17 protein-coding genes and 3 pseudogenes are annotated in these 18566 nt (G+C 70.9%); 10 read left to right on the forward strand and 10 right to left on the reverse strand.

Translation table 11 applies throughout. The features are described from left to right. Positions 1-77 precede the first annotated feature (77 nt). Positions 78-353, forward strand: a pseudogene (locus ACFY0T_RS38335) (Dyp-type peroxidase); the annotation flags it as partial. On the opposite strand, the gene ACFY0T_RS38340 reads toward ACFY0T_RS38335, so the two are convergent. Next, on the reverse strand, positions 284-625 hold the full coding sequence (locus ACFY0T_RS38340; protein ID WP_388881746.1) for a hypothetical protein: 342 nt from the start codon (positions 623-625) through the stop codon (positions 284-286). The pseudogene ACFY0T_RS38335 and the gene ACFY0T_RS38340 sit on opposite strands and share 70 nt — an antisense overlap. A 283-nt stretch (positions 626-908) precedes the next feature. On the opposite strand from ACFY0T_RS38340, the pseudogene ACFY0T_RS38345 reads away from it, so the two are divergent. From ACFY0T_RS38345 to ACFY0T_RS38355, 3 genes and pseudogenes are all read left to right on the forward strand, one after another. Continuing rightward, positions 909-1091 (forward strand): annotated as a pseudogene (locus tag ACFY0T_RS38345) (hypothetical protein); the annotation flags it as partial. Between the two features lie 6 nt (positions 1092-1097). Further along, a pseudogene (locus tag ACFY0T_RS38350) lies at positions 1098-1364 on the forward strand (hypothetical protein); the annotation flags it as partial. Continuing rightward, positions 1246-1545, forward strand: a complete 300-nt coding sequence (locus ACFY0T_RS38355; RefSeq protein WP_388882192.1) for an ArsR/SmtB family transcription factor — start codon at positions 1246-1248, stop codon at positions 1543-1545. The pseudogene ACFY0T_RS38350 and the gene ACFY0T_RS38355, both read left to right, overlap by 119 nt. Here the strand turns inward: ACFY0T_RS38355 and ACFY0T_RS38360 are convergent. Together ACFY0T_RS38360 and ACFY0T_RS38365 are read right to left on the reverse strand one after the other, a co-directional pair. After that, positions 1531-2886: a nucleobase:cation symporter-2 family protein gene (locus ACFY0T_RS38360; protein ID WP_388881749.1), complete on the reverse strand. Its 1356-nt coding sequence runs from the start codon at positions 2884-2886 to the stop codon at positions 1531-1533. The two genes, ACFY0T_RS38355 and ACFY0T_RS38360, sit on opposite strands and share 15 nt — an antisense overlap. A 226-nt stretch (positions 2887-3112) precedes the next feature. Further along, positions 3113-4462, reverse strand: coding sequence for an FAD-dependent oxidoreductase (locus ACFY0T_RS38365; RefSeq protein ID WP_388881752.1), 1350 nt, complete (start codon positions 4460-4462; stop codon positions 3113-3115). 213 nt (positions 4463-4675) lie between these two features. Between ACFY0T_RS38365 and ACFY0T_RS38370 the strand changes: the two genes are divergently transcribed. Next, positions 4676-5140, forward strand: a complete 465-nt coding sequence (locus ACFY0T_RS38370) for a DUF6214 family protein (protein ID WP_388882195.1) — start codon at positions 4676-4678, stop codon at positions 5138-5140. Between the two features lie 9 nt (positions 5141-5149). Here the strand turns inward: ACFY0T_RS38370 and ACFY0T_RS38375 are convergent, their stop codons facing one another. After that, positions 5150-5800 (reverse strand): DUF305 domain-containing protein, encoded by a 651-nt coding sequence (locus ACFY0T_RS38375; protein WP_388881755.1) that lies wholly within the window; start codon positions 5798-5800, stop codon positions 5150-5152. 193 nt (positions 5801-5993) lie between these two features. Between ACFY0T_RS38375 and ACFY0T_RS38380 the strand changes: the two genes are divergently transcribed. After that, positions 5994-7496: an LVIVD repeat-containing protein gene (locus ACFY0T_RS38380; protein WP_388881758.1), complete on the forward strand. Its 1503-nt coding sequence runs from the start codon at positions 5994-5996 to the stop codon at positions 7494-7496. Here ACFY0T_RS38380 and ACFY0T_RS38385 read toward each other — a convergent pair. Continuing rightward, positions 7484-8227 carry a TetR/AcrR family transcriptional regulator gene (locus tag ACFY0T_RS38385; protein ID WP_388881761.1) on the reverse strand — a complete coding sequence of 248 codons (744 nt, stop codon included), beginning with the start codon at positions 8225-8227 and terminating at the stop codon, positions 7484-7486. The genes ACFY0T_RS38380 and ACFY0T_RS38385 overlap by 13 nt on opposite strands. Before the next feature lie 237 nt (positions 8228-8464). Between ACFY0T_RS38385 and ACFY0T_RS38390 the strand changes: the two genes are divergently transcribed. Beyond that, positions 8465-8710, forward strand: coding sequence for a DUF2630 family protein (locus ACFY0T_RS38390; RefSeq protein WP_388881764.1), 246 nt, complete (start codon positions 8465-8467; stop codon positions 8708-8710). A 16-nt stretch (positions 8711-8726) separates the two neighbouring features. On the opposite strand, the gene ACFY0T_RS38395 is transcribed toward ACFY0T_RS38390, so the two are convergent. The 4 genes from ACFY0T_RS38395 to ACFY0T_RS38410 all read right to left on the reverse strand — a co-directional run bounded on the left by ACFY0T_RS38395 (position 8727) and on the right by ACFY0T_RS38410 (position 12193). Further along, entirely contained in the window at positions 8727-9419 is a 693-nt protein-coding gene (locus ACFY0T_RS38395; protein ID WP_388882198.1) for an HAD family hydrolase, read from the reverse strand. A 38-nt stretch (positions 9420-9457) separates the two neighbouring features. Continuing rightward, the gene (locus tag ACFY0T_RS38400) at positions 9458-10126 is read right to left on the reverse strand and encodes a phosphatase PAP2 family protein (protein ID WP_388881767.1); all 669 of its coding nucleotides are present in this window, start codon (positions 10124-10126) and stop codon (positions 9458-9460) included. A gap of 472 nt (positions 10127-10598) precedes the next feature. Further along, a complete protein-coding gene (locus ACFY0T_RS38405) occupies positions 10599-11534 on the reverse strand; it encodes a M56 family metallopeptidase (RefSeq protein ID WP_388881770.1) in 936 nt (311 codons plus the stop codon). 110 nt (positions 11535-11644) lie between these two features. Further along, positions 11645-12193 carry a DUF5134 domain-containing protein gene (locus tag ACFY0T_RS38410; RefSeq protein WP_388881773.1) on the reverse strand — a complete coding sequence of 183 codons (549 nt, stop codon included), beginning with the start codon at positions 12191-12193 and terminating at the stop codon, positions 11645-11647. Positions 12194-12372: 179 nt separating this feature from the next. Between ACFY0T_RS38410 and ACFY0T_RS38415 the strand changes: the two genes are divergently transcribed. The 3 genes from ACFY0T_RS38415 to ACFY0T_RS38425 all read left to right on the forward strand — a co-directional run bounded on the left by ACFY0T_RS38415 (position 12373) and on the right by ACFY0T_RS38425 (position 17654). Further along, positions 12373-14028, forward strand: a complete 1656-nt coding sequence (locus ACFY0T_RS38415) for an FUSC family protein (protein WP_388881776.1) — start codon at positions 12373-12375, stop codon at positions 14026-14028. A 425-nt stretch (positions 14029-14453) separates the two neighbouring features. Then, positions 14454-14945 (forward strand): MarR family winged helix-turn-helix transcriptional regulator, encoded by a 492-nt coding sequence (locus ACFY0T_RS38420; protein ID WP_388882201.1) that lies wholly within the window; start codon positions 14454-14456, stop codon positions 14943-14945. Positions 14946-15107: 162 nt separating this feature from the next. After that, the gene (locus ACFY0T_RS38425; RefSeq protein WP_388881779.1) at positions 15108-17654 is read left to right on the forward strand and encodes a cellulosome protein; all 2547 of its coding nucleotides are present in this window, start codon (positions 15108-15110) and stop codon (positions 17652-17654) included. Between the two features lie 58 nt (positions 17655-17712). Here ACFY0T_RS38425 and ACFY0T_RS38430 read toward each other — a convergent pair whose 3' ends face one another. After that, on the reverse strand, positions 17713-18477 hold the full coding sequence (locus tag ACFY0T_RS38430; RefSeq protein ID WP_388881781.1) for a VOC family protein: 765 nt from the start codon (positions 18475-18477) through the stop codon (positions 17713-17715). Positions 18478-18566: the final 89 nt, after the last annotated feature.

Here is an 18566-nt window from a genome sequence, read left to right on the forward strand (position 1 = left end):
CCGAGGGATCCCCAGCCGGGGACCGGGGAGGGGGCCCCGAGGGATCGTCGCTACCACTCAGTACCTCGGCAGCAGTCCGCAACCCCCGTACGGCGAAGACCGACACGACCCGGATTCTGCGCCGCGGCTACAACTACGACCGGGGCGTCGACAAGGCCGGCAACCTCGACATGGGGCTGCTCTTCTGCTGCTACCAGCAGGACGTGGTCCGCCAATTCGAGGCGACCCAGGAGCGGTTGATCGACGAGCCGCTCGTCGACTACATCACCCCCACCAGGGGCGGCTACTTCTTCGCCCTGCCGGGCGCGCGGAACCACTCCGACTGGCTGGGCCGCGGGCTGCTCAAGGGCTGAGGCGGGCAGGGCTCCCGGCCGTCCCCGACCGGGCGGCCCCGCGTCGTCGCCCACCACAGCAGATCACCCAGGGCCGCTCCCGCCATCACGACGGCCGTGATCACGCCCGCCATGGTCAGTCCGTCGTCGAGGTGCGGGCGGCCGTGCACGGCGCGCAGATCGAAGCCGCACAGGTGGTACACGCCCACCGCGGCGATGCCGAGGCTCGGCACGAGCAGCGCCAGCACGGATGCCGGCCCGCGTCCCGTGCGTCCGGCCTTACGTTCCTCCATGGGGTCCCCCGATCCGTAAGAGGTCTACGGTGAGAACCTACAACACGTAGGGTCACCGTCGTCGTTGTGGGTGACGCTCGCCATACGGGGGCTCCGGGCGACTCCCTCCGCCACGGGGCCAGAGGGTCTCCAAGACGGTCGCACAGAGGAGTCGGCCCGGAGCTGTGGTGAGTTCCCGCGTCTTTCAGTGACTTGGATCACGGGTTCGCGAGGGCGGGACACCCGGCAGTTTTCCGTACCCACACATGACGACCGAATCTCGGATGCAAGGATGAGGGCCGTCATGACTGCTGGGTGGTGTTCTCGCACGGTACGGGCCGCGATGTTCGCGGCCGTCTGTGTGCTGCTCGCCGCCCTGGGGCACGTGATGATGTCCGGCTCCTCGGTGGCCTGGTGGGCGATGGCCGGCGGAGCCCTGGTCGCGGGCGGCACGGGCTGGTGCCTGGCCGGCCGGGAACGCGGGCTTGCGCACCGGCTGCACGTGCTGCACGAGGGGAGCGTGGTTGCCTCCGGTCCGCCGCGCGAGGTGCTCACCCCCGCGCTGCTCGCGGAGGTGTTGGGGGTGCGGGCGGCCGTGGTGGACCATCCGCTGACCGGCGACCCGCTGATCGCCTTCGACCATCGGGCTGGAGAGTGTGCTGCACGCGCTCTCCGCCCCCATGCGGCTCCAGGTCGTGCGAGAGCTCGCCGCCGACGGCGACGAGCTCTCCTGTTCGCACTTCGACCTGCCGGTCACTAAGTCCACGACCACGCACCACTTCCGGGTGCTGCGCGAGAGCGGAGTGATCCGGCAGACCTACCGGGGCACGGCGAAGATGAGCGCCCTGCGCACGGATGATCTGGACGCCCTGTTCCCGGGCCTCCGCGACAGTGTCCTGGCCGCGGCGGCCCGGCAGGCCGACCGGCTAGGCGCCGGCTGACGCGGCCTCCGGCTCGGCGGCGACTTCGGCCGAACTCGCCTTCCCCGGCAGGTGGTTGAAGAGCAGGTTCAGTACGATCGCGGTCAGGCAGCCCGCGCTGATCCCGCTGTTCATCACCGTCTGGAACCAGTCGGGGAACTTCTCGTAGACCGTCGGCACCCCGACCGGCAGCATCCCCACCGCGACCGAGACGGCCACCACCGTCAGGTTGTTGTTGCCCTTGAAGTCCACCTCGGCGAGGGTGCGCAGACCACTCGCGGCGACCGTTCCGAACATGACCAGACCCGCGCCGCCCAGCACCGGCGCCGGTATCGCCGCGACGACCGCGCCCAGCTTGGGCAGCAGGCCGAGCAGGACGAGGATGCCGCCCGCCGCGGCGACCACCCAGCGGCTGCGCACCCGGGTCATCCCGACGAGGCCCACGTTCTGCGCGAATGCCGTGTACGGGAAGGTGTTGAACACGCCACCCAGGACCGTCGACAGACCGTCGGCGCGCAGGCCGTCCGCGAGCGTGCGCGGCTGGATCGGCCGGTCGGTCATCTCGCCGACCGCGATGAAGTCGCCGGTCGTCTCGGTCATCGTCACCAGCGCCACGACCAGCATCGAGATGATCGCGGAGGCGTGGAACGACGGCGCGCCGAAGTGGAACGGCGTGCTGATCCCGATCCAGTCGGCGTCCCCGACCCCGCCGAAGTCCGTGAACCCGAACGGCACCGCGACCGCGAGCCCCACCGCGATGCCGATCAGTACCGCGATCCGGCTCAGGAAGGCCGGCGCGAACCGCTGCACCCCCAGCACCACGGCCAGCACGAAGCCCGCGAGAGCCAGGTTCTTCGGCTCGCCGAAGTCCTTCGAACCCACGCCGCCGGCCGCCCAGTTGCCCGCCACCGGCAGCAGCGAGACGCCGATGATCAGGATGACCGTGCCCGTGACGAGCGGCGGGAAGAAGCGGAGCAGTTTCCCGAAGACCGGGGCGAGCAGGACGATCGCGAGGCCCGCGACGATCACCGACCCGTAGATCGCGGGCAGTCCGCCGTCCGTCGTCCCGATGAGCACCATCGGCGACACAGCCGCGAAGGTGCATCCCTGCATGATCGGCAGCCGCACCCCGAAACGCCAGAAACCCACACACTGGATCAGCGTCGCGATCCCGCACACCAGCAGGTCGGCGGTGATCAGATACGCCAGATCGGCGGGCGACAGCTTCATCGCACCACCCACGATCAGCGGAACGGCCACCGCGCCCGCGTACATCGCGAGCACGTGCTGCAGCCCGAAGGCGGCCAGCTGGCGGACGGGTGGGACCTCGTCGACGGGATGCACGGGTGCGGTGGTTGCCATGGGCACTCCAGGAGCGGCGGGGAGCGGGGAACGTCGAACAGCACCAGACCGTAGGCGGCTTGAACAGTTTGTTGATTTCCGAGGTGTTGCCGCTGTGTGTCAAGCCCACGGGGCCGGAGCCCACTCTGCTACGACACTGCCGACCTGCTTGCGTGAAGAAGCCACGACACTGCCGACCTGCGTGCGTGACGAAGCCACGACGCTGCGACCCGCGTACGTGGCGAAGCTATGCCCCCGCCGTCCGCGCCGCCGCCAACAGCGACTGCCAGTCGGGAAGCTTGACCACGCCCCTGCCGAGCGAGGCCCCGAGCTCCGCCTCGGCCCGCTCGATCGCCTGCCACCCGGCCCACTCGACCGGCCGCAGCCCCTCCGCCCGCAGCGCCGCGAGCGGATCCTCGGGCACATCCCGTCGTACGAGGACGGGGGCGTCCTCCAGCAGTGAGGTCACCGTCTCCTTGGCGCACGGCCGGTTGGTGCCGATCACGCCCGTCGGGCCGCGCTTGATCCAGCCCGCCACATACTCGCCCCGGGAGATCGCGCCGTCCCGCAGGATCCGCCCCGCGAGATGCGGCACCGTGCCGCGGTCGGCGTCGAACGGCAGCCCTTCGAGCGGCACCCCGCGATAGCCGACCGAGCGCAGCACCAACTGCGCCTCGATGTCCTCGTACCGCCCCGTGCCCGTCACCCCGCCGTGCCCGTCCGGCAGCGTCCGCTCGAAGCGCACCGCACCCACGCGTCCTCCGTCGGCGAGCAGTTCGACGGGGCGCAGGAAGAAGCGCGGCCGGATCCGCCGGGGGAGGCCCTGCGGCGGCGCGGCGGCCCATCCCCGCAGCACCTCCACATTGCGGCGCTGCGCGGCGGGCAGGTCCGCGGGGTCGAGGTAGGCCGGATCGAGGGCCAACTCCTCCGGATCCACGACGACTTCGGCATCGGGCAGCGCGCCCAGCTCGCGCAGCTCCTTGGTGGTGAAACGGGCCTGCGACGGGCCGCGCCGCCCGACCATGCTGATCTCCGTCACCTTGCTCGCGGCCAGCGCGGTGAGCGCCGGCTGCGGCATGTCGGTGGGATTCAGCTCGGCGGCGCCGCGGGCCAGCATCCGTGTCACGTCCACGGCCACGTTCCCCACGCCGATGACCACGGCCGACCGCGCGCCGAGCACGAATCCGTCGGTCACCGAGTCGGGGTGCGCGCTGTACCAGGACACGAACTCGGTCGCCGACCAGCTGCCGGGCAGGTCCTCGCCGGGCACCCCGAGGTGGCGGTCGGTGGCCGCGCCCACGCAGTAGATCACCGCGTGGTACAGCTCCCGCAGCCGGGCCACCGGCACCCCGCCCGGGCCTACCTCGACACCGCCGAGGAACCGCACCCGCTCGTCCTCCAGCACCGCCCGCAGATTGTTCTGCAGCGACTTGATCTTCTCGTGGTCGGGCGCCACGCCGTAGCGCACCAGGCCGTACGGGCATGGCAGCCGGTCCAGGACGTCCACCCGGACCCCGGGCACCTGGCTCTGCTGGACAAGACCCTGCGCGCTGTAGACCCCGCTGGGCCCCGAACCTACGACGGCGACGTGCAGCACGGCGGAACTCCTAACCCGAGGGACCACGGAGAACGCTTACAGGAGATCGCTGATGGTTCCAGGATCGCACCGCCGATGCTCCGCTGACAGGGTGCGGTGCGCCACGCGCGCGTGCGTGTTTGTTCGTATGGAATGTGATGATGCGGTTACGTTCCGTATGTGCCAGAAGCATTCTTTCTTGATCTGGACGACCGCTGCCCTGCCGACGGTGCGGTGTCCGTGTGGCCCGCGTGGGAAGTGCAGGAGCACGACAGCGCCACGTCGTGGTTCTACGTCCGGCTGACCTTCGGCGACGATGCCCAGGTCGATGTACTCGCCGTGGTCTGCGAGCTCGGCGTGTCGATCGAGGACGTACGGGCCCAGCCGCCGCTCTCCCTCGACGATCTCGCGGTGCTGGCCGACTGGATCGAGGAACCGCTCTTCGAGGCGTGCGGCGCGCCGGCCGCCCCGTCGTACGAGCCCGGGGAGGCGCCGGCGCGCCGCGCCCGGCCCCCGTGGCCGCGCGGCAGCGAGGGGCGGTGGCTGGTCGCGGAGGAGTACCGCGCGGCGCAGGAAGAGGGCGTCGACCCGGTGCTCGCGGTCATGTGTGCCACCGGTCGCAGCCGGCGCACCTCACTCAGGCTGATCGCCGGAGCACGCGACGCAGGCTTCCTGACACCCCGTCACGCAAGGGGCTGAGCACGGTGGTCACGACATCTCGCGCATCCGCGTGATCTCGCTCGTCTGCTGAGCGATCACATCGTCGGCCATCTCCTCGATCTGGATGTTGTTGCCCTGGGCCTTCACATCCGTGGCCATGGTGATCGCCCCGTCGTGGTGCGTGATCATCAGCTTCAGGAAGAGCTCGTCGAACGCCTTGCCCTTCGCCGCGCGCAACTTGTTGAGCTGGGCCTCCGTCGCCATGCCGGGCATCGTCTCGTGCTCGTGCTCCGTGACGGTGCGTTCGTCGTCGTGCGTCTCCAGCCAGCTCTTCATGGTGGTGATCTCCGGCCCCTGAGCGGCGGCGATCCGAGCGGCGAGCCGCTTCACCTGGCCCGACTCGGCCTGCTTCGGGGCGAGTTCGGTCATGTCCAGGGCCTGTGTGTGGTGCTCGATCATCATCCGGGCGTATGCGAAGTCCGCCGAATTGGGGGAGTCGTCGTCGGCTCGCTGCTTCGCCGCGTCCTGGGCGGAGAGTGTCTCGGCCGCCTCGCCCGGCTTCCCGGGCGCGATCACCGAAGGCCCGCTCGCCTTCGCGGACTTGGTCCCGGAGTCGGAGTCGCAGCCCCCGAGTGCGAGCGCGGCGACCGCCAGCGACACCGCGACCAGGGACGCACGGGACGTACGGCGAACAAGCACAGCGACCTCCTGTGGCACACGAAGCGGCGGACACCTCAAGGGTGTTGGTGACCGTCCTAGCACGCTTCCGCACGTGACTGATCAAAAACATTCATTACGAGTACGTTGCCATCTGTTGATCTCCCGATGGTGCGGACGATACTTCAGGGGTCCGTGAACCGTTCAACTGCGAACGGCTACAAGGGAGGACACAGTGACCCTGTTGAACGACCCTCGAACGCGGCACAGACGCCTGGGAGTTGTCGTGGCCGCGGCCGGACTCCTGGCCGCGCTGCTCACGGCCGGCCCGGCGGCCGCGACCCCCGACCCCGGGGACGGTCCCGCCGCGCGGGAGCAGGTCTCCCAGAGCGACGCCGCCGAGGCGAAGGCGGCGATAGCGAGCGGTGAGATACCCGGGAAGGACGAGATCGTCCACTCCGACAACATCGAACACCTCGCCAATGTCCCCAAGGAGGCCTTCACCGGCCTCAATTCGGACCTGGCCTTCCAGGGCAAGTACGCGTTCGCCGGCAACTACGACGGCTTCCGCATCTTCGACATCAGCAACCCGAAGGCGCCCAAGACCGTCGCCCAGGTGCTCTGCCCCGGCTCGCAGAACGACGTCTCCGTCTCCGGCAACCTGCTGTTCCTGTCCACCGACTCCTCGCGCAACGACAACTCCTGCAACAGCACCTCGCAGCCCGCGACCGAGAAGTCGTCGTGGGAGGGCATGAAGATCTTCGACATCAGCGACAAGGCGAACCCGAAGTACGTCGCCGCCGTCGAGACCGCGTGCGGCTCGCACACCCACTCGCTGGTGCCCGAGCGCAGATACGTCTACATCTACGTCTCCTCGTACTCGCCGAGCGCCACCTTCCCCGACTGCCAGCCGCCGCACGACGGCATCTCGGTCATCAAGGTGCCGCGTAACGCCCCCGAGGAAGCGGCAGTTGTGAACTTCCCCGTCCTCTTCCCCGGCGAGGGCCCGGACGGCGGCGGCAACCCGGGCGCGCCCACCAACCCGGGTGTCTCCAAGACCACCGGCTGCCACGACATCACGGTCCTGCCGTCGAAGGACCTGGCCGCGGGCGCCTGCATGGGCGACGGCATCCTGTTCTCCATCGAGGACCCGGAGCACCCGAAGGTCATTGACCAGGTCGAGGACAACGTGAACTTCGCGTTCTGGCACTCGGCGACCTTCAACCAGAAGGCCAACAAGGTGGTGTTCACCGACGAGTTGGGCGGCGGTGGCGGGGCCACCTGCAACGAGGCCATCGGCCCGAACCGCGGCGCCGACGGCATCTACGACATCGTCGGCAAGGGCGACGACCGCAAGCTCGTCTTCAAGAGCTACTACAAGATCCCCCGCCACCAGGCGGACACCGAGAACTGCGTGGCCCACAACGGCTCGCTGATCCCGGTCAAGGGCAAGGACCTCATGGTCCAGGCCTGGTACCAGGGCGGCGTTTCCGTCTGGGACTTCACCGACTCGGCCAACCCCAAGGAGATCGCCTACTTCGAGCGCGGCCCGCTGTCCACCGACACGCTCCAGGTCGGCGGCTCGTGGTCGGCGTACTACTACAACGGCTACATCTACTCGAACGACATCGCCAAGGGCTTCGACGTACTAAAGATCAGTGACCGCCGTACGGACCCGGCGAGGTGGGTCCACCTGCGCGAGCTCAACGTCCAGACGCAGCCGGACTACTTCGACTGACCATCGGACTGATCGGGCCGATTGGACTGATGGGACTGATCGAGCTGACGCTCGGGTCCATCGCGCCGATCACCGGAGCGATGGCCGGTCGCGAAGAACCGTGACAGATCCGTCGCGCACGTCCCGCCGGGCACCTCGGTGTCCGGCGGGACACCCATCTCCCAGTCGAGGTGATAACGCTTGAACAGCTCGGCCCGCAGCGTCGGGATCGGCATCGGAACGCCCGGCACCAGGGCCGCGTACACCGCGCCCATGAGCAGCGCGCGCAGCATCGGGTAGTCGGTGGCGGCGTCCGGCGAGCCGTAGCGGGCGACGGTGTCCCGCAGCAGCTGCGCCAGCCGCTGCTGCTCCGGGCACTGCACGAACCCCTCGGCCTGCAGCAGACCGGCCATGTGCTGGCGCATCAGCACGGGCTGGCTTCGGGTGAGTCCCAGGATCGCGTCGATGGCCCGCGCCAGCCGCTCGCGGCCGTCCTCGGTACGCGGCTCGCGCTCCAGCGCCTCCTCCAGGGTGCGGTGCATCAGCCGGTGCACCGCGGACTGCAGGAGCTGACGTTTGCCGGGGAAGTAGTACGACACCAGTCCGCGCGCCGATCCCGCGCGATCCGCGATGTCGCCGAGCGTCGTCGCCTCGTAACCGCGCTCGCTCACCAACTCCACCGCGGCCTGCAACAGCCGCTCCCGGGAACGCCGCCGCAACTCTTCATTGACCGAGGCGCTGCGCGGGGACATGCTGTAACTCCTGCGTTGACTGGCTGCCAGCCAACTATACTCAGCGCGTCCGGACCGAGGCCCTTCGAGGGTCGGCTTCGGGCTGCCGTCTGCCCTGGGCGACGCGGGGGATCGTCCAGGGTGGGCGTGCAAGGCCCCCGATGGTGTGCTGAGGCTACTTCCGGCCGCCGATATCTCTCGCAGGGCCGCCGCGTCCTCCTTACAGTGGGCTGGAGTCCCCCGAGGAGGCGTACGGACATGGATCAAGAGCAGATCTTGGCCAGGATCGCGGCGATGGTGGACGACGAGCGACGACTGCGCGACGCCCTCGCGTCCGGGCAGATCGACAGCGAGACCGAACAGGAACGGCTCGGAGAGCTGGAGCGCGCGCTCGACCAGTGCTGGGACCTGCTGCGTCAGCGGCGCGCGAAGTCCGAGTTCGGTGAGAACCCGGACGAGGCGCGCGTCCGTCCGTCGTCGCAGGTCGAGGACTATCAGGGCTGAAGGAGCGCGTGGGGCGTCAGCTGATCAGGTCGAGGACCGGCCGCAGCCCGTCCGGGCGGTGCGTCACCGACAGATGGTCCACGAAGTGCACCCCGCAGCCGAGGGCCGCCGCACCGCCGTCCGCCCGGCGGTCGTCGCCGACCATCAGCGTGTCCTCGGGCGCGACGCCGAGCGCGTCGCAGGCGACCCTGAAGAGCCGTGGGTCCGGCTTTTGGATGCCGTGCTCGTACGACAGGACGTACGTGCCGACGTACGGGTCCAAGCCGTGCTCGCGGAAGACCGGCCGCATGTCCCAGCCGATGTTGCTGACCACGCCGACCGCGACCCCGCGCCCGCGCAGCGCGCCCAGCACGTCGGCCGCGTCGGGGTAGGGGCGCCATGCGGCCGGCGCCATATGGCGGTCGTACAGCGCGTCGTACAGCCGAGGGTCGGGCAGTGGAACCTGGCGGGCGGCGCCGGTGTACGCGGCCCGGTGGAGCTCGGCGGACCGGTCGCGGACCTTCCAGACATCGGCGAGGTCTTCCGGCAGCGGCTGGGACGGAAGGGCTCCGCCCGGAAGCGCGCCGGCGGATTCCAGGGCTTGCGCTGTCCGGGTCAACTCCAGTTCGGAAAGCGTGAGTTCGGCATCGGCCAGCACCGCGCGCAGCCATGACTCGGTGGACTCGATACGAAAGAGGGTGCCGGAGAAGTCGAAGAGGACGCCTTTGATCGTCATGGGGCGATCCTTCGTGGCGTGCCCCGGGCCGGTCAAGAACGCCTGGAGCCCGGCCACCGTTCGTACGAGGCCACCGCCAGCGCGACGATCAGCGCACCCATGAGCCAGCCGCCCACGACATCCGACGGCCAGTGCACCCCGAGCCAGACACGCGTCAGTCCGACGCCCACCACGGAGATCACGGCCAGGGCCAGTGCCGTACGCCGCAGGGCGCGTCCGGCGCCGTACCGGTGGATCAGCCAGAGCACCAGCCCGCACACCACCGTGGCCGTCAGGGTATGGCCGGAGGGGAAGGCCGCGTAGTGGGCGGAGTCCACGGGGTCGGACCAGACCGGGCGCGCCCGCCCGACCGCCGACTTCAGCCCCTGCTGCACCCCCGTGCCCAGCGCACATGTGGCCGCCACCCATAGGGCGAGCCACCATGCCGAGTGCCTCCACACCAGCCAGACCACGGCGGCGGCACACACCGCGCGCATCGTCCAGGGATCCCACACCCAGTCCGTCAGGATCCGGAACACATGGGTGACGCCCGGTTCGTCGACGGCCCAGGTGTGCGTGGTGCGGGCGACGTCGCCGTCGAAGTCGAGCAGCGGATGCCAGGACAACGCGACCAGCACGAGGAGCAACACCGAGGGCACGGCGAGAGCCACCGCGGTGAGGGCCGCGGTGCGCGGGCCCGGCGTGTAGGGCGGGGAGTGCATGGTGGTGATCCTCGCCGACCCGACACGAGGGAGGCCAACCTCGGGGATCCCGGCGGGCCAAACCTTGAGAAGGGGGCCGTGCCGCAGGCCCCAAGCCCCCACCACCCGCAGTCGCCGACGCACGGAAGGGGGGCCGCAAGCCCCCACCCACCCGCCGACGCACGGATAGGGGGTGCCGCAAGCCCCCACCCACCCGCACCCGCCAACGCACGGAAGGGGCCGTGCCGGTACATCAAATGCCCGTCGCTTACGTCCGGATCTGGAAACGGCTCCCTATAGGCCAACGTCTGATTCACCGGCGACGGGCGGATGTACCGGCACGGCCCCGACCCACGCACCGAAGCGCAGGCGGGTGGATGTACCGGCACGGGCCGATCCACGCACCGAAGCGCAGGCGGCCGGATGTACCGGCACGGGGCCGACCCACGCACCGAAGCGCAGGCGGGCCGGGCGGAGCGGAGCGCAGCAGCGGCTAGCCCAGCGCCCGCAACCCCGGCACGAACGCCACCAGCACCGGAATCACCGGCACCAGCGCGGCCGCCGCCGTCAGCCGCAGCCGCCGAGCCGCGGTGAGCCGGTCCGGGGGAGTGAGCAGACGATGAACGCGCTGCGGCACATGGGCGTCCGGGGTCGGACAGGGACCGAACACGCCCCGGTCCTCGTTGAGTTCCACCAGCGCGAGCGCGATGGTGAGGCGACCGAAGCGGCGCGATGCCATATCGTCGGCGGCGAGTTCGACCAGACGGTGCATCTCGTTCCGGAACGCGGCGAACACGGGCACCTGCGGAAAGCCGACGGCCAGCGCGGCCGAACAGTGCAGCAGCCAGTCGTGCCGGGCCCGCGCGTGCCCCTGCTCATGGGCGAGCACGGCATCCAGCTGACGCCCCTTGAGACGGCGCAACGCGGCCGTGGTGATGACGAGTTGGGGCGCGGTGCCGGGCAGCCACCAGGCGTCCGGGCGCTCGCCCTCCAGGACCACCAGACGGTCGGCGCCGGGCTCCTCGCCCGGCAACAGCGGGGCGCGCACGAGGAGTTCGGCCCGTCGCTGCCGACGGCGCCTCCGGGCCCGTACGATCTCGCGGGCCAGCATCGCTGCGGTCCACACGCCCCCGCAGGCGAGCGCCACGGCGGTCGTCGCCGCCCATGTGCCGCCCGTGCTCAGCGCATAGGCGTCCACCACCGGGCGCGGCGCCGAGCCGAACACATGGCCGCGCACCGCCACCCACGCAGCGGCCGCGCTCAACGTCATCGACAGCACGCAGCACAGCAGAACGGCCGCCACCACGCACTGCCACACCCACAGGGCGACCACCGGTTCACGGTCCGGCCAGTCCGCCCGGGCGAGCAGTCGCGGAGCGACCACGGCGGCCAGGGCGCCGAGCAGCAACAGTGCCGCGGGGACCATCATGGGGTGAAGCCTATGAGCGGGGCGTCGCCGGAGGATACGGGCTGCGACGGCAAGTGACGTACGCCACGGTTTCGTACAGCACGGGAAGCTCGTCTTCCCGCGGGCCGGTCTCAGAGCGTGACCAGCATCGCCAGCATGGCGATTCCCATGGACAGACGGCAGGCCTGGGAGAGTTCGGGACGATCACCCCAGCCGAGGGTACGGGTGCCTCCGGGTGTGGCGGCGGCCAGCGGGAGAAGGCGGACGCCGGAGCGCAGAACGTAACCGGTGAAGTAGAGGAGGAGCACGCCGGTCACGAGGGGAACGCCGGAGCCGCCGTGCCCGTGGTGCCCAGGAGAGGCGGCCATCACGCCCGCCATGTAGACCATCGCGAAGGCGCCCATCAGATGGTGCAGGTGGTGCGGGCTCGTGCGGGCCGTCCACAGGGCGCGTACGGCGGTGGCGCCGAAGACGGCGGTGTAGGCGAGCCAAGCCCAGCGGGGCGGAGTCGCCACTGCTGCCGGGACGGCCATCGCGGCCATGCCGAATCCCATGAGCGCCTCGCCACCCGCGATGCGGCGCTGTTCCTCGACGGGGCTGCGCATCCGCAGCAGACAGTAGGCCCCGGTCGCCGCGCACAGCACGACGAGCAGCCAGCCGGGCGAAGCCGGTCCGTGCACCGCGTACCTCCCCGCTCGACGATGTCGGACATCAGGCAGTCGGTCAGGGCATGCCCGGGATGCCTGGTGCGCAAGCGAGCGCAAGGGTGTACGCGGGGGAGCGTGCGGGGGTGCACGGCAGGTGGGGTAGGTGATGCGGCATATGTTTTACAAGTAAAACACCTGCTAAAGTTATTGCTATGAGCAGTGCGCCCAGCCCCACGCCCCCACGTGTACGCCGCCTCCCCCTGACCGGTGTGCTGCGCCTCGGCAGGCCATCCGACATCTGGTTCAAGCCCGCGCTCAGCGTCGTCGTCGCGGTCGCTCCGCCGAATCTGACGCTCCTGGCGCTCGGCCGGCTGGACCTGGCGATGTACACGATGGCCGGGTCGCTCTGCGCGCTCTATGCCCACCACCGCCCGTACGCCGCCCGGGCCCGCGCCCTCGCCTGGGTGGTGCTCGGCATGCTCGGCGGTCTCGCCGTCGCCCTCGTCACGGCCTCGCTCACCACGGACGCGGTGGTCCTCGTCACCGTCGGCGCGTTGCTCGCCGCCGTGCAGAAGGTGCTGTGCGACGCCACACGCATCGGCCCGCCCGGCCATGTGGTCCTCGCCTTCATCTCCTCCGCGTCGCTGTTCGCGCCGCAGACCCTCGGCCAGGTGCCGGGCCATCTCGCGCTCGGCGCCGCGGCGGGTGCCTGGGCCTGGATCGTCGGCATGGCCCCCGGGCTCCTCCGACCGCACGGGCCGGAGCGGCGCGCCACCGCGCACGCCCTGAACGCCACGGCCGCGTACGTGGTGACGCGGGGGAACGGCGAAGGGGCCGCCCGGGCCCGCGCCGCCGCGGCCGCCGCCGTGCACGGCGCGTGGCAGTCGCTGCTGTCCACCGGCGCCCGCTCCGCGCCCAGGCGCGCGCTCGAACGGCTCGTCGTGCGCGCCGAGGTCGCGCTCGCCGCGCCCGCCGAGACGGAGCCCGAGCGGCTGCGCGCGTGGGCCCGCGCGCTGCGCGGCACCGGACCCGTGCCGCGTCCGGGTGACCTGGCGGACGCCGCCGACGAACTCCTGGGCGTGGACGCCGCACTCGCCTTCGGCGAACCGCCGCTGCTGCGCCGTCTGGGCCCCCTCGCGCCCATTGCCCTGCGCACCGCGCTCGGCTGCGCGCTCGCCGGGTACGTCTCGCTGGTGCTCGGCGTCGGCCGCCCCTACTGGGCGCTGGTCACCGCCGCCTCGCTCTACCAGGCCAACGTCACCCTGACCTGGAGCCGGGGGGTGCAGCGCGTCGTCGGCAACCTTGTTGGCGTTCTCGTCTTCGCGGCGATCGCGCCGCTCGCCCACCTCGGTCCGGCGTCCCTCGTGCTGTGCTGTCTCGTCCTCAACTTCGGAGCCGAGGCGCTGATCGGCCGCAATTACTGGCTCGGCAGCATCTGCGTGACCCCGATGGCCCTGCTGATCACCGAGTTCGCACGGGTCCAGCAGTCCGGGGAGCTGATCACCGACCGTGTCGTGGACACCTTCGTGGGCGCGCTGGTCGGCTTCGTCGCGGCGATCGCCGTCACCAACCGGCGGGCCGGCGACCGCATCGAGTACGCCCTCGACGCGGTCGAGCGTGCCCGCGAGCAGGCGGCGGGACTCCTCGCCCCCGCGCACGCCGAGGCCGGCGCCCTGGAGTCCGCCAGGCGCGGTCTGGCCGCCGCCGTCGTCGACCTGCGCGCCACCGCCGACGCCGCGGCAGGCGAATGGTGGCAACGCGCCCTGCCGGAGGAGCGGGTCATGCGGGCCGAGCAGGCCGGACACCGTACGCTCGCGGCGACGGTACGACGACAGGGACTGCACTCCTTGGAGGGCGCACAGGCATGACGACAGCGGACGGCCGGGCGGAGACGGACGGCACCCCCGCCGGGCGAGCGGAAGAGGGCGACGCCCCTCCCGCGCGGGCCGAGACGGGCGATGCCCCCGCCGGGCGAGCGGAAAGGGGCCATGGCCCCGCCGGCCGGGCCGGGACGCAGAGTGCCCCTGACGGTCGGGAGGAAGGGGACGGCACCTCCGCCGGGCGGCCGGAAACGAGCGATGCTCCCGCCGGCCGGGCTGCGACGGACGCCACCTCAGCTGGGCGGCCGGAAGCGGGCGACGCCGCCGTCGGCCGGGTCGAGACGGAGGGTGCCCTTGAGGGGCGGGCGGAAGCGAACGGCACCTCCGCCGGGCGGGCGGAAGCGGGCGACGCCCCCGCCCGGCGGTCGGACACGGACAGTGCCCCCGCCGGGCGGCCCGCGTCCGCGGACACCGTGGCCGCCGTCGTGCGGCAGTGGCAGACCGTGCGTCCTGATCTCGACACCGGGCCCATGGAGGTCATCGGCCGCGTCAACCGTTGTGCCGCGCTCTTCCAGCAGGCCGAGGACGCCCCGCTGCGCCGGGCCGGGCTCACCCGCCCCGAGTTCGACGTCCTCGGGACCCTGCGGCGCACCGGACACGAGCTGACCCCGAGCGAGATCGCCCGTGAGACGTTCTCCTCGGGTGCCGCCGTCACCAAGCGGCTGAAACAGCTGACCGAGCGCGGTCTGGTCGAGCGGCGCGGTGACACCCGTGACCGCCGGGTCGCGCACGTCCGGCTCACCGACGAGGGGCGCGACCTCGTGGACGGCATCCTGCCCGAGCAGCTCGCGTACGAGACGACGGTCCTGTCCGGGATCGACCTCGGCCGACAGCGTGAACTGGCCGAACTGCTGGGCGAGTTGCTCGGTCAGCTGGAAGGCCGACTGGGACTGCCGCGCGCCTGAGCGTCTCGCGGACCGTCGGGAGCCCGGTGGCGACGGACCGTTGACACGCGTCGCACGCCACTCCTACGTTCGGGCACGTCGGTTCGGTGTTCCGGTCGACGTACGGGATATCGAACCACCGGGATCTCGAGGGACGTCGAGGCCGCGGGGAGGGGAGACGGCATGACGCTCACCATCGACCTGGGGACCGACACCGGCCCCTTCCATGGCGGTGCGAGCGGCACCCTCTACGGCCTGTACGGCGACGGCGTGCCCAGCCGCAACGTCGTCGAGGGCATGTACGTGCGCACGGTCTCCACCAAGGCCCAGGACGGCACCCAGCACCCCGGCGCCGACGCGCTCGACATCCTGCCGCCCTTCGTGGACTCCGGCGGCAAGGACGTCTACGTCTACATGACCGACATCTACCGCGGCTTCCCCTACCAGTGGCCCGGGGCCACGGGGGAGGAACGGCTCGCCGGCTTCATGACGCTGATCGAGAAGCAGGTCCGCCAAGTGCTGACCATGGGCGACTACACGTCTCATGTGGTGTACGTGCCGTTCAACGAGCCCGAGGGCAACATGTTCGGCACGGAGGAGTGGAGCTACAACCGGATCTCCTGGCGCACCGACCCGCGCTCCTACTTCGCCGCCTGGAAGGACGCCGTCCGCCTCATCAAGCGCCTCGACCCGGACGCGCGCGTCGCGGGCCCCAACACCTGCATCCTGTACGAGGAGGTCAAGGGCTTCCTGGAGTTCGCCAAGGTCCACGACGTGCTTCCTGACGTGATCACCTGGCACGAGCTGTCCACGCCCGCCGCGATCCGCACCGGCGTCGCCAAGTACCGGGAGATGGAACGGGACGTGGAGATCGGGCCGCTCCCCATCAACATCAACGAGTACGCGCACAACTACCACTTGTCCGTGCCGGGCCAGGTCGTCCAGTGGATCTCCGCCATCGAGGAGTCGAAGATCGACGCCGACCTGGCGTACTGGAACATCGACGGCAACCTCAACGACTCGGCGGTCGAGGCGAACAAGGGCAACGGCCAGTGGTGGCTGTTCAACGCCTACGGCCGGATGACCGGTCACACGGTCCGGGTGACCGCTCCTCGGCCCAACGTCCAGTACACCCTTCAGGGCGTCGCCACCCTGGACCGGGACAAGCGGCAGGCCCGGGTGTTGTTCGGCGGTGAAAGCGGTGCCGCGGACATCGTCTTCGCGCAGGTCCCGGCCGAGGTCTTCGGCGACACGGTGCACCTACGACTCCACGAGATCCCCTGGACCGGCCAAGTCGGCGCGTGTGCACAGCCGTTGCGCCTCCAGGACCGCGAACTGCCCGTCCTGGAAGGGAAGGTGACCCTGCCGCTGACGGACCTCCACGAGATGTCCGCCTACGAGGTCATCCTCTCGCCCGGCGGAATGGGCGCCGTTCTCATACCGCCGTCGGTGGGCTGGCGGGCGACGTACGCGGCCGAGAACGCCACGTACACGGGCGGCGGTTACGCGAAGAACGGGCCCGAGGGTTCGCCCTCGGACGTCGACAAGTTCGCCTCGTTCGGCACCTACCACATCGGTGGTCTGCGCACCGGTTCCGACGGCGTCCTCGCCTTCGCCGTCGAGGTCCCGCGGGACGGGACGTACGACCTGAGTGTCTTCGCCAACGCGTACAACCTGGACGACCTGGTCAAGGAGCAGGGCCCCACCAACGTCTTTCTGCGCGTCGACGGCGCGGACCCGCAGGAGCTGCGGCTTCCGCTCGGCTACAAGCGGGCGGTGTGGGGCCGCACCGACACCCGGGTGTGGCTGACCGCGGGCCGTCACACCATCACGCTCGCCGCCCAGGACCCCGATCTCGGCGTCACCCAGGGCGACGCGGTCATCGACAGGATCGACCTGGTGCTGCGGGACGAGTACGTGACGGCTCCCGCGCTGTACGAGGCCGAGTACGCGGTCCTCGGCGGCGGGGCGTATGTGAGCCATGCGCACCGGGGGGCCTCGGGGCCGGGTGCCGCCGTGCTGCCCCACGGAGGCACCGCCACGTTCTGGGTGCACGCGGCGGCCGACGGCGAGGCGACCGTGACGGTTGGTCAACTGGGCGGCGGCGAGGGCATGTTGACCGTCAACGGCGAGACGGTGGGGCGGCTGGGGCGGGTCCCGCTGTTCCTGGCCGCTGGTGTCAACAAGCTGACGGTCACGGCCACTTCGGGTCGGCTCGTCCTGGACCGCCTGCTGGTGGCACCGGGGCAGGGCTACCTGAAGACGATCGTATACGCCGCCGAGGACGGCACCGTGACGGGCGACGCGCGGGTGACCGGCGCCCATACCTTCGCGACCGGAGGGAAGGCGGTCGACGGGATCGGCAGAGGAGCGGGCAACGCGCTGACCCTCACCGTCACGGCCGCGCACACCGGGCGGCACGCCCTCACCATCCGCTACTCCAACGGCGAGCAGGCCCCGGCTACCCACTACAACCCGGACCCGGTCTGCCGTCACGCGGACATCTCCGTCAACGGGGAGCCACCGCGCCGCGTGCTCTTCCCCACCACCTTCCACTTCAACAACTTCTGGGACCTCACCGTCCCGGTGACGCTGAGGGAAGGGGCCAACGCCCTGACCTTCACGGCCGACGCGCCGCCCGACGCCGACGGCGCCACGTCCCACCGGTTCGGGCTGCGCTCCGCGTACGCGCCGGTCATCGACCAGGTCGCGGTGACACCTCTGGCCTGACCTGTTCCCGGGGCCTGTGGTCGGTGTTGGAGGCAGGGTCGTCTCTCGGAGGGCCCTACTAGCCCTCCTCGCCCGCCACATGAATCCCGAACACCGCTCCCTGCGGGTCCCGCAGGACGGCGATGCGCGGGCCGTCCGGTACGGAGGTGGGCTCCATCAGCATGCTGCCGCCCGCTCCGACCGCGGCGTTCGCCGTGGCGTCCACGTCCTCGACGGCGAAGTACGGCAGCCAGTGCGAGGGCACCTCGTGCGGGAACTTGTCGTCCATCGTCAGCATGCCGCCGAAGTCGGCGCCCTCGATGCCCCACTGCGTGTAGTGCTCCGAGGCGTTCACGGTCCAGCCGAAGACGGTCGTGTAGAACTCCGTGACCCGGTCCGGGGCCCGGGTCAGCAGCTCCACCCAGCCGAGCGCGCCCGGCGCGTTGAACAGCCCCGCGCCGGGGAAGGACCGTGCCTGCCACAGCTGGAAGGTCGCGCCGCCCGGGTCGAACGCCACCGCGAAGCGGCCCACGTCGAACACGTCCATCGGGCCGAGGACCACCGTGCCGCCGGCGGCCGTCACAGCTTCCGCGGCGGCGTCCACGTCGGCCACCGCGAAGGACACGTTCCAGGCGACCGGCTGTGAGTCCTGGTACAGCGGTGTGATCGCGGCGACCGGGGCGTCACCGAGGTGCGCGACCGTGTAGCCGCCCGCCTCCTGGCGGGGATCCGTCTCCGGGCGCCAGCCGAGCAGGTCGGAGTAGAAGCGCTTGGCCGCCTCCAGATCGCTGGTCCCGAGCTCGGTCCAGCAGGGTCCGCCGGTCACCGGCCTGTCGAGCTTCATGACGTTCCACCTTCCACAGCGGGCCCCCTCAGCACGCTAAGCCCGACAGGTGGTACCAGCCATCCGGACGCCGTGCTGGACACCGTATA

The sequence above is a fragment of the Streptomyces sp. NPDC001530 genome (assembly GCF_042894545.1).
In the GTDB taxonomy this organism is placed as follows: Bacteria; Actinomycetota; Actinomycetes; order Streptomycetales; family Streptomycetaceae; genus Streptomyces.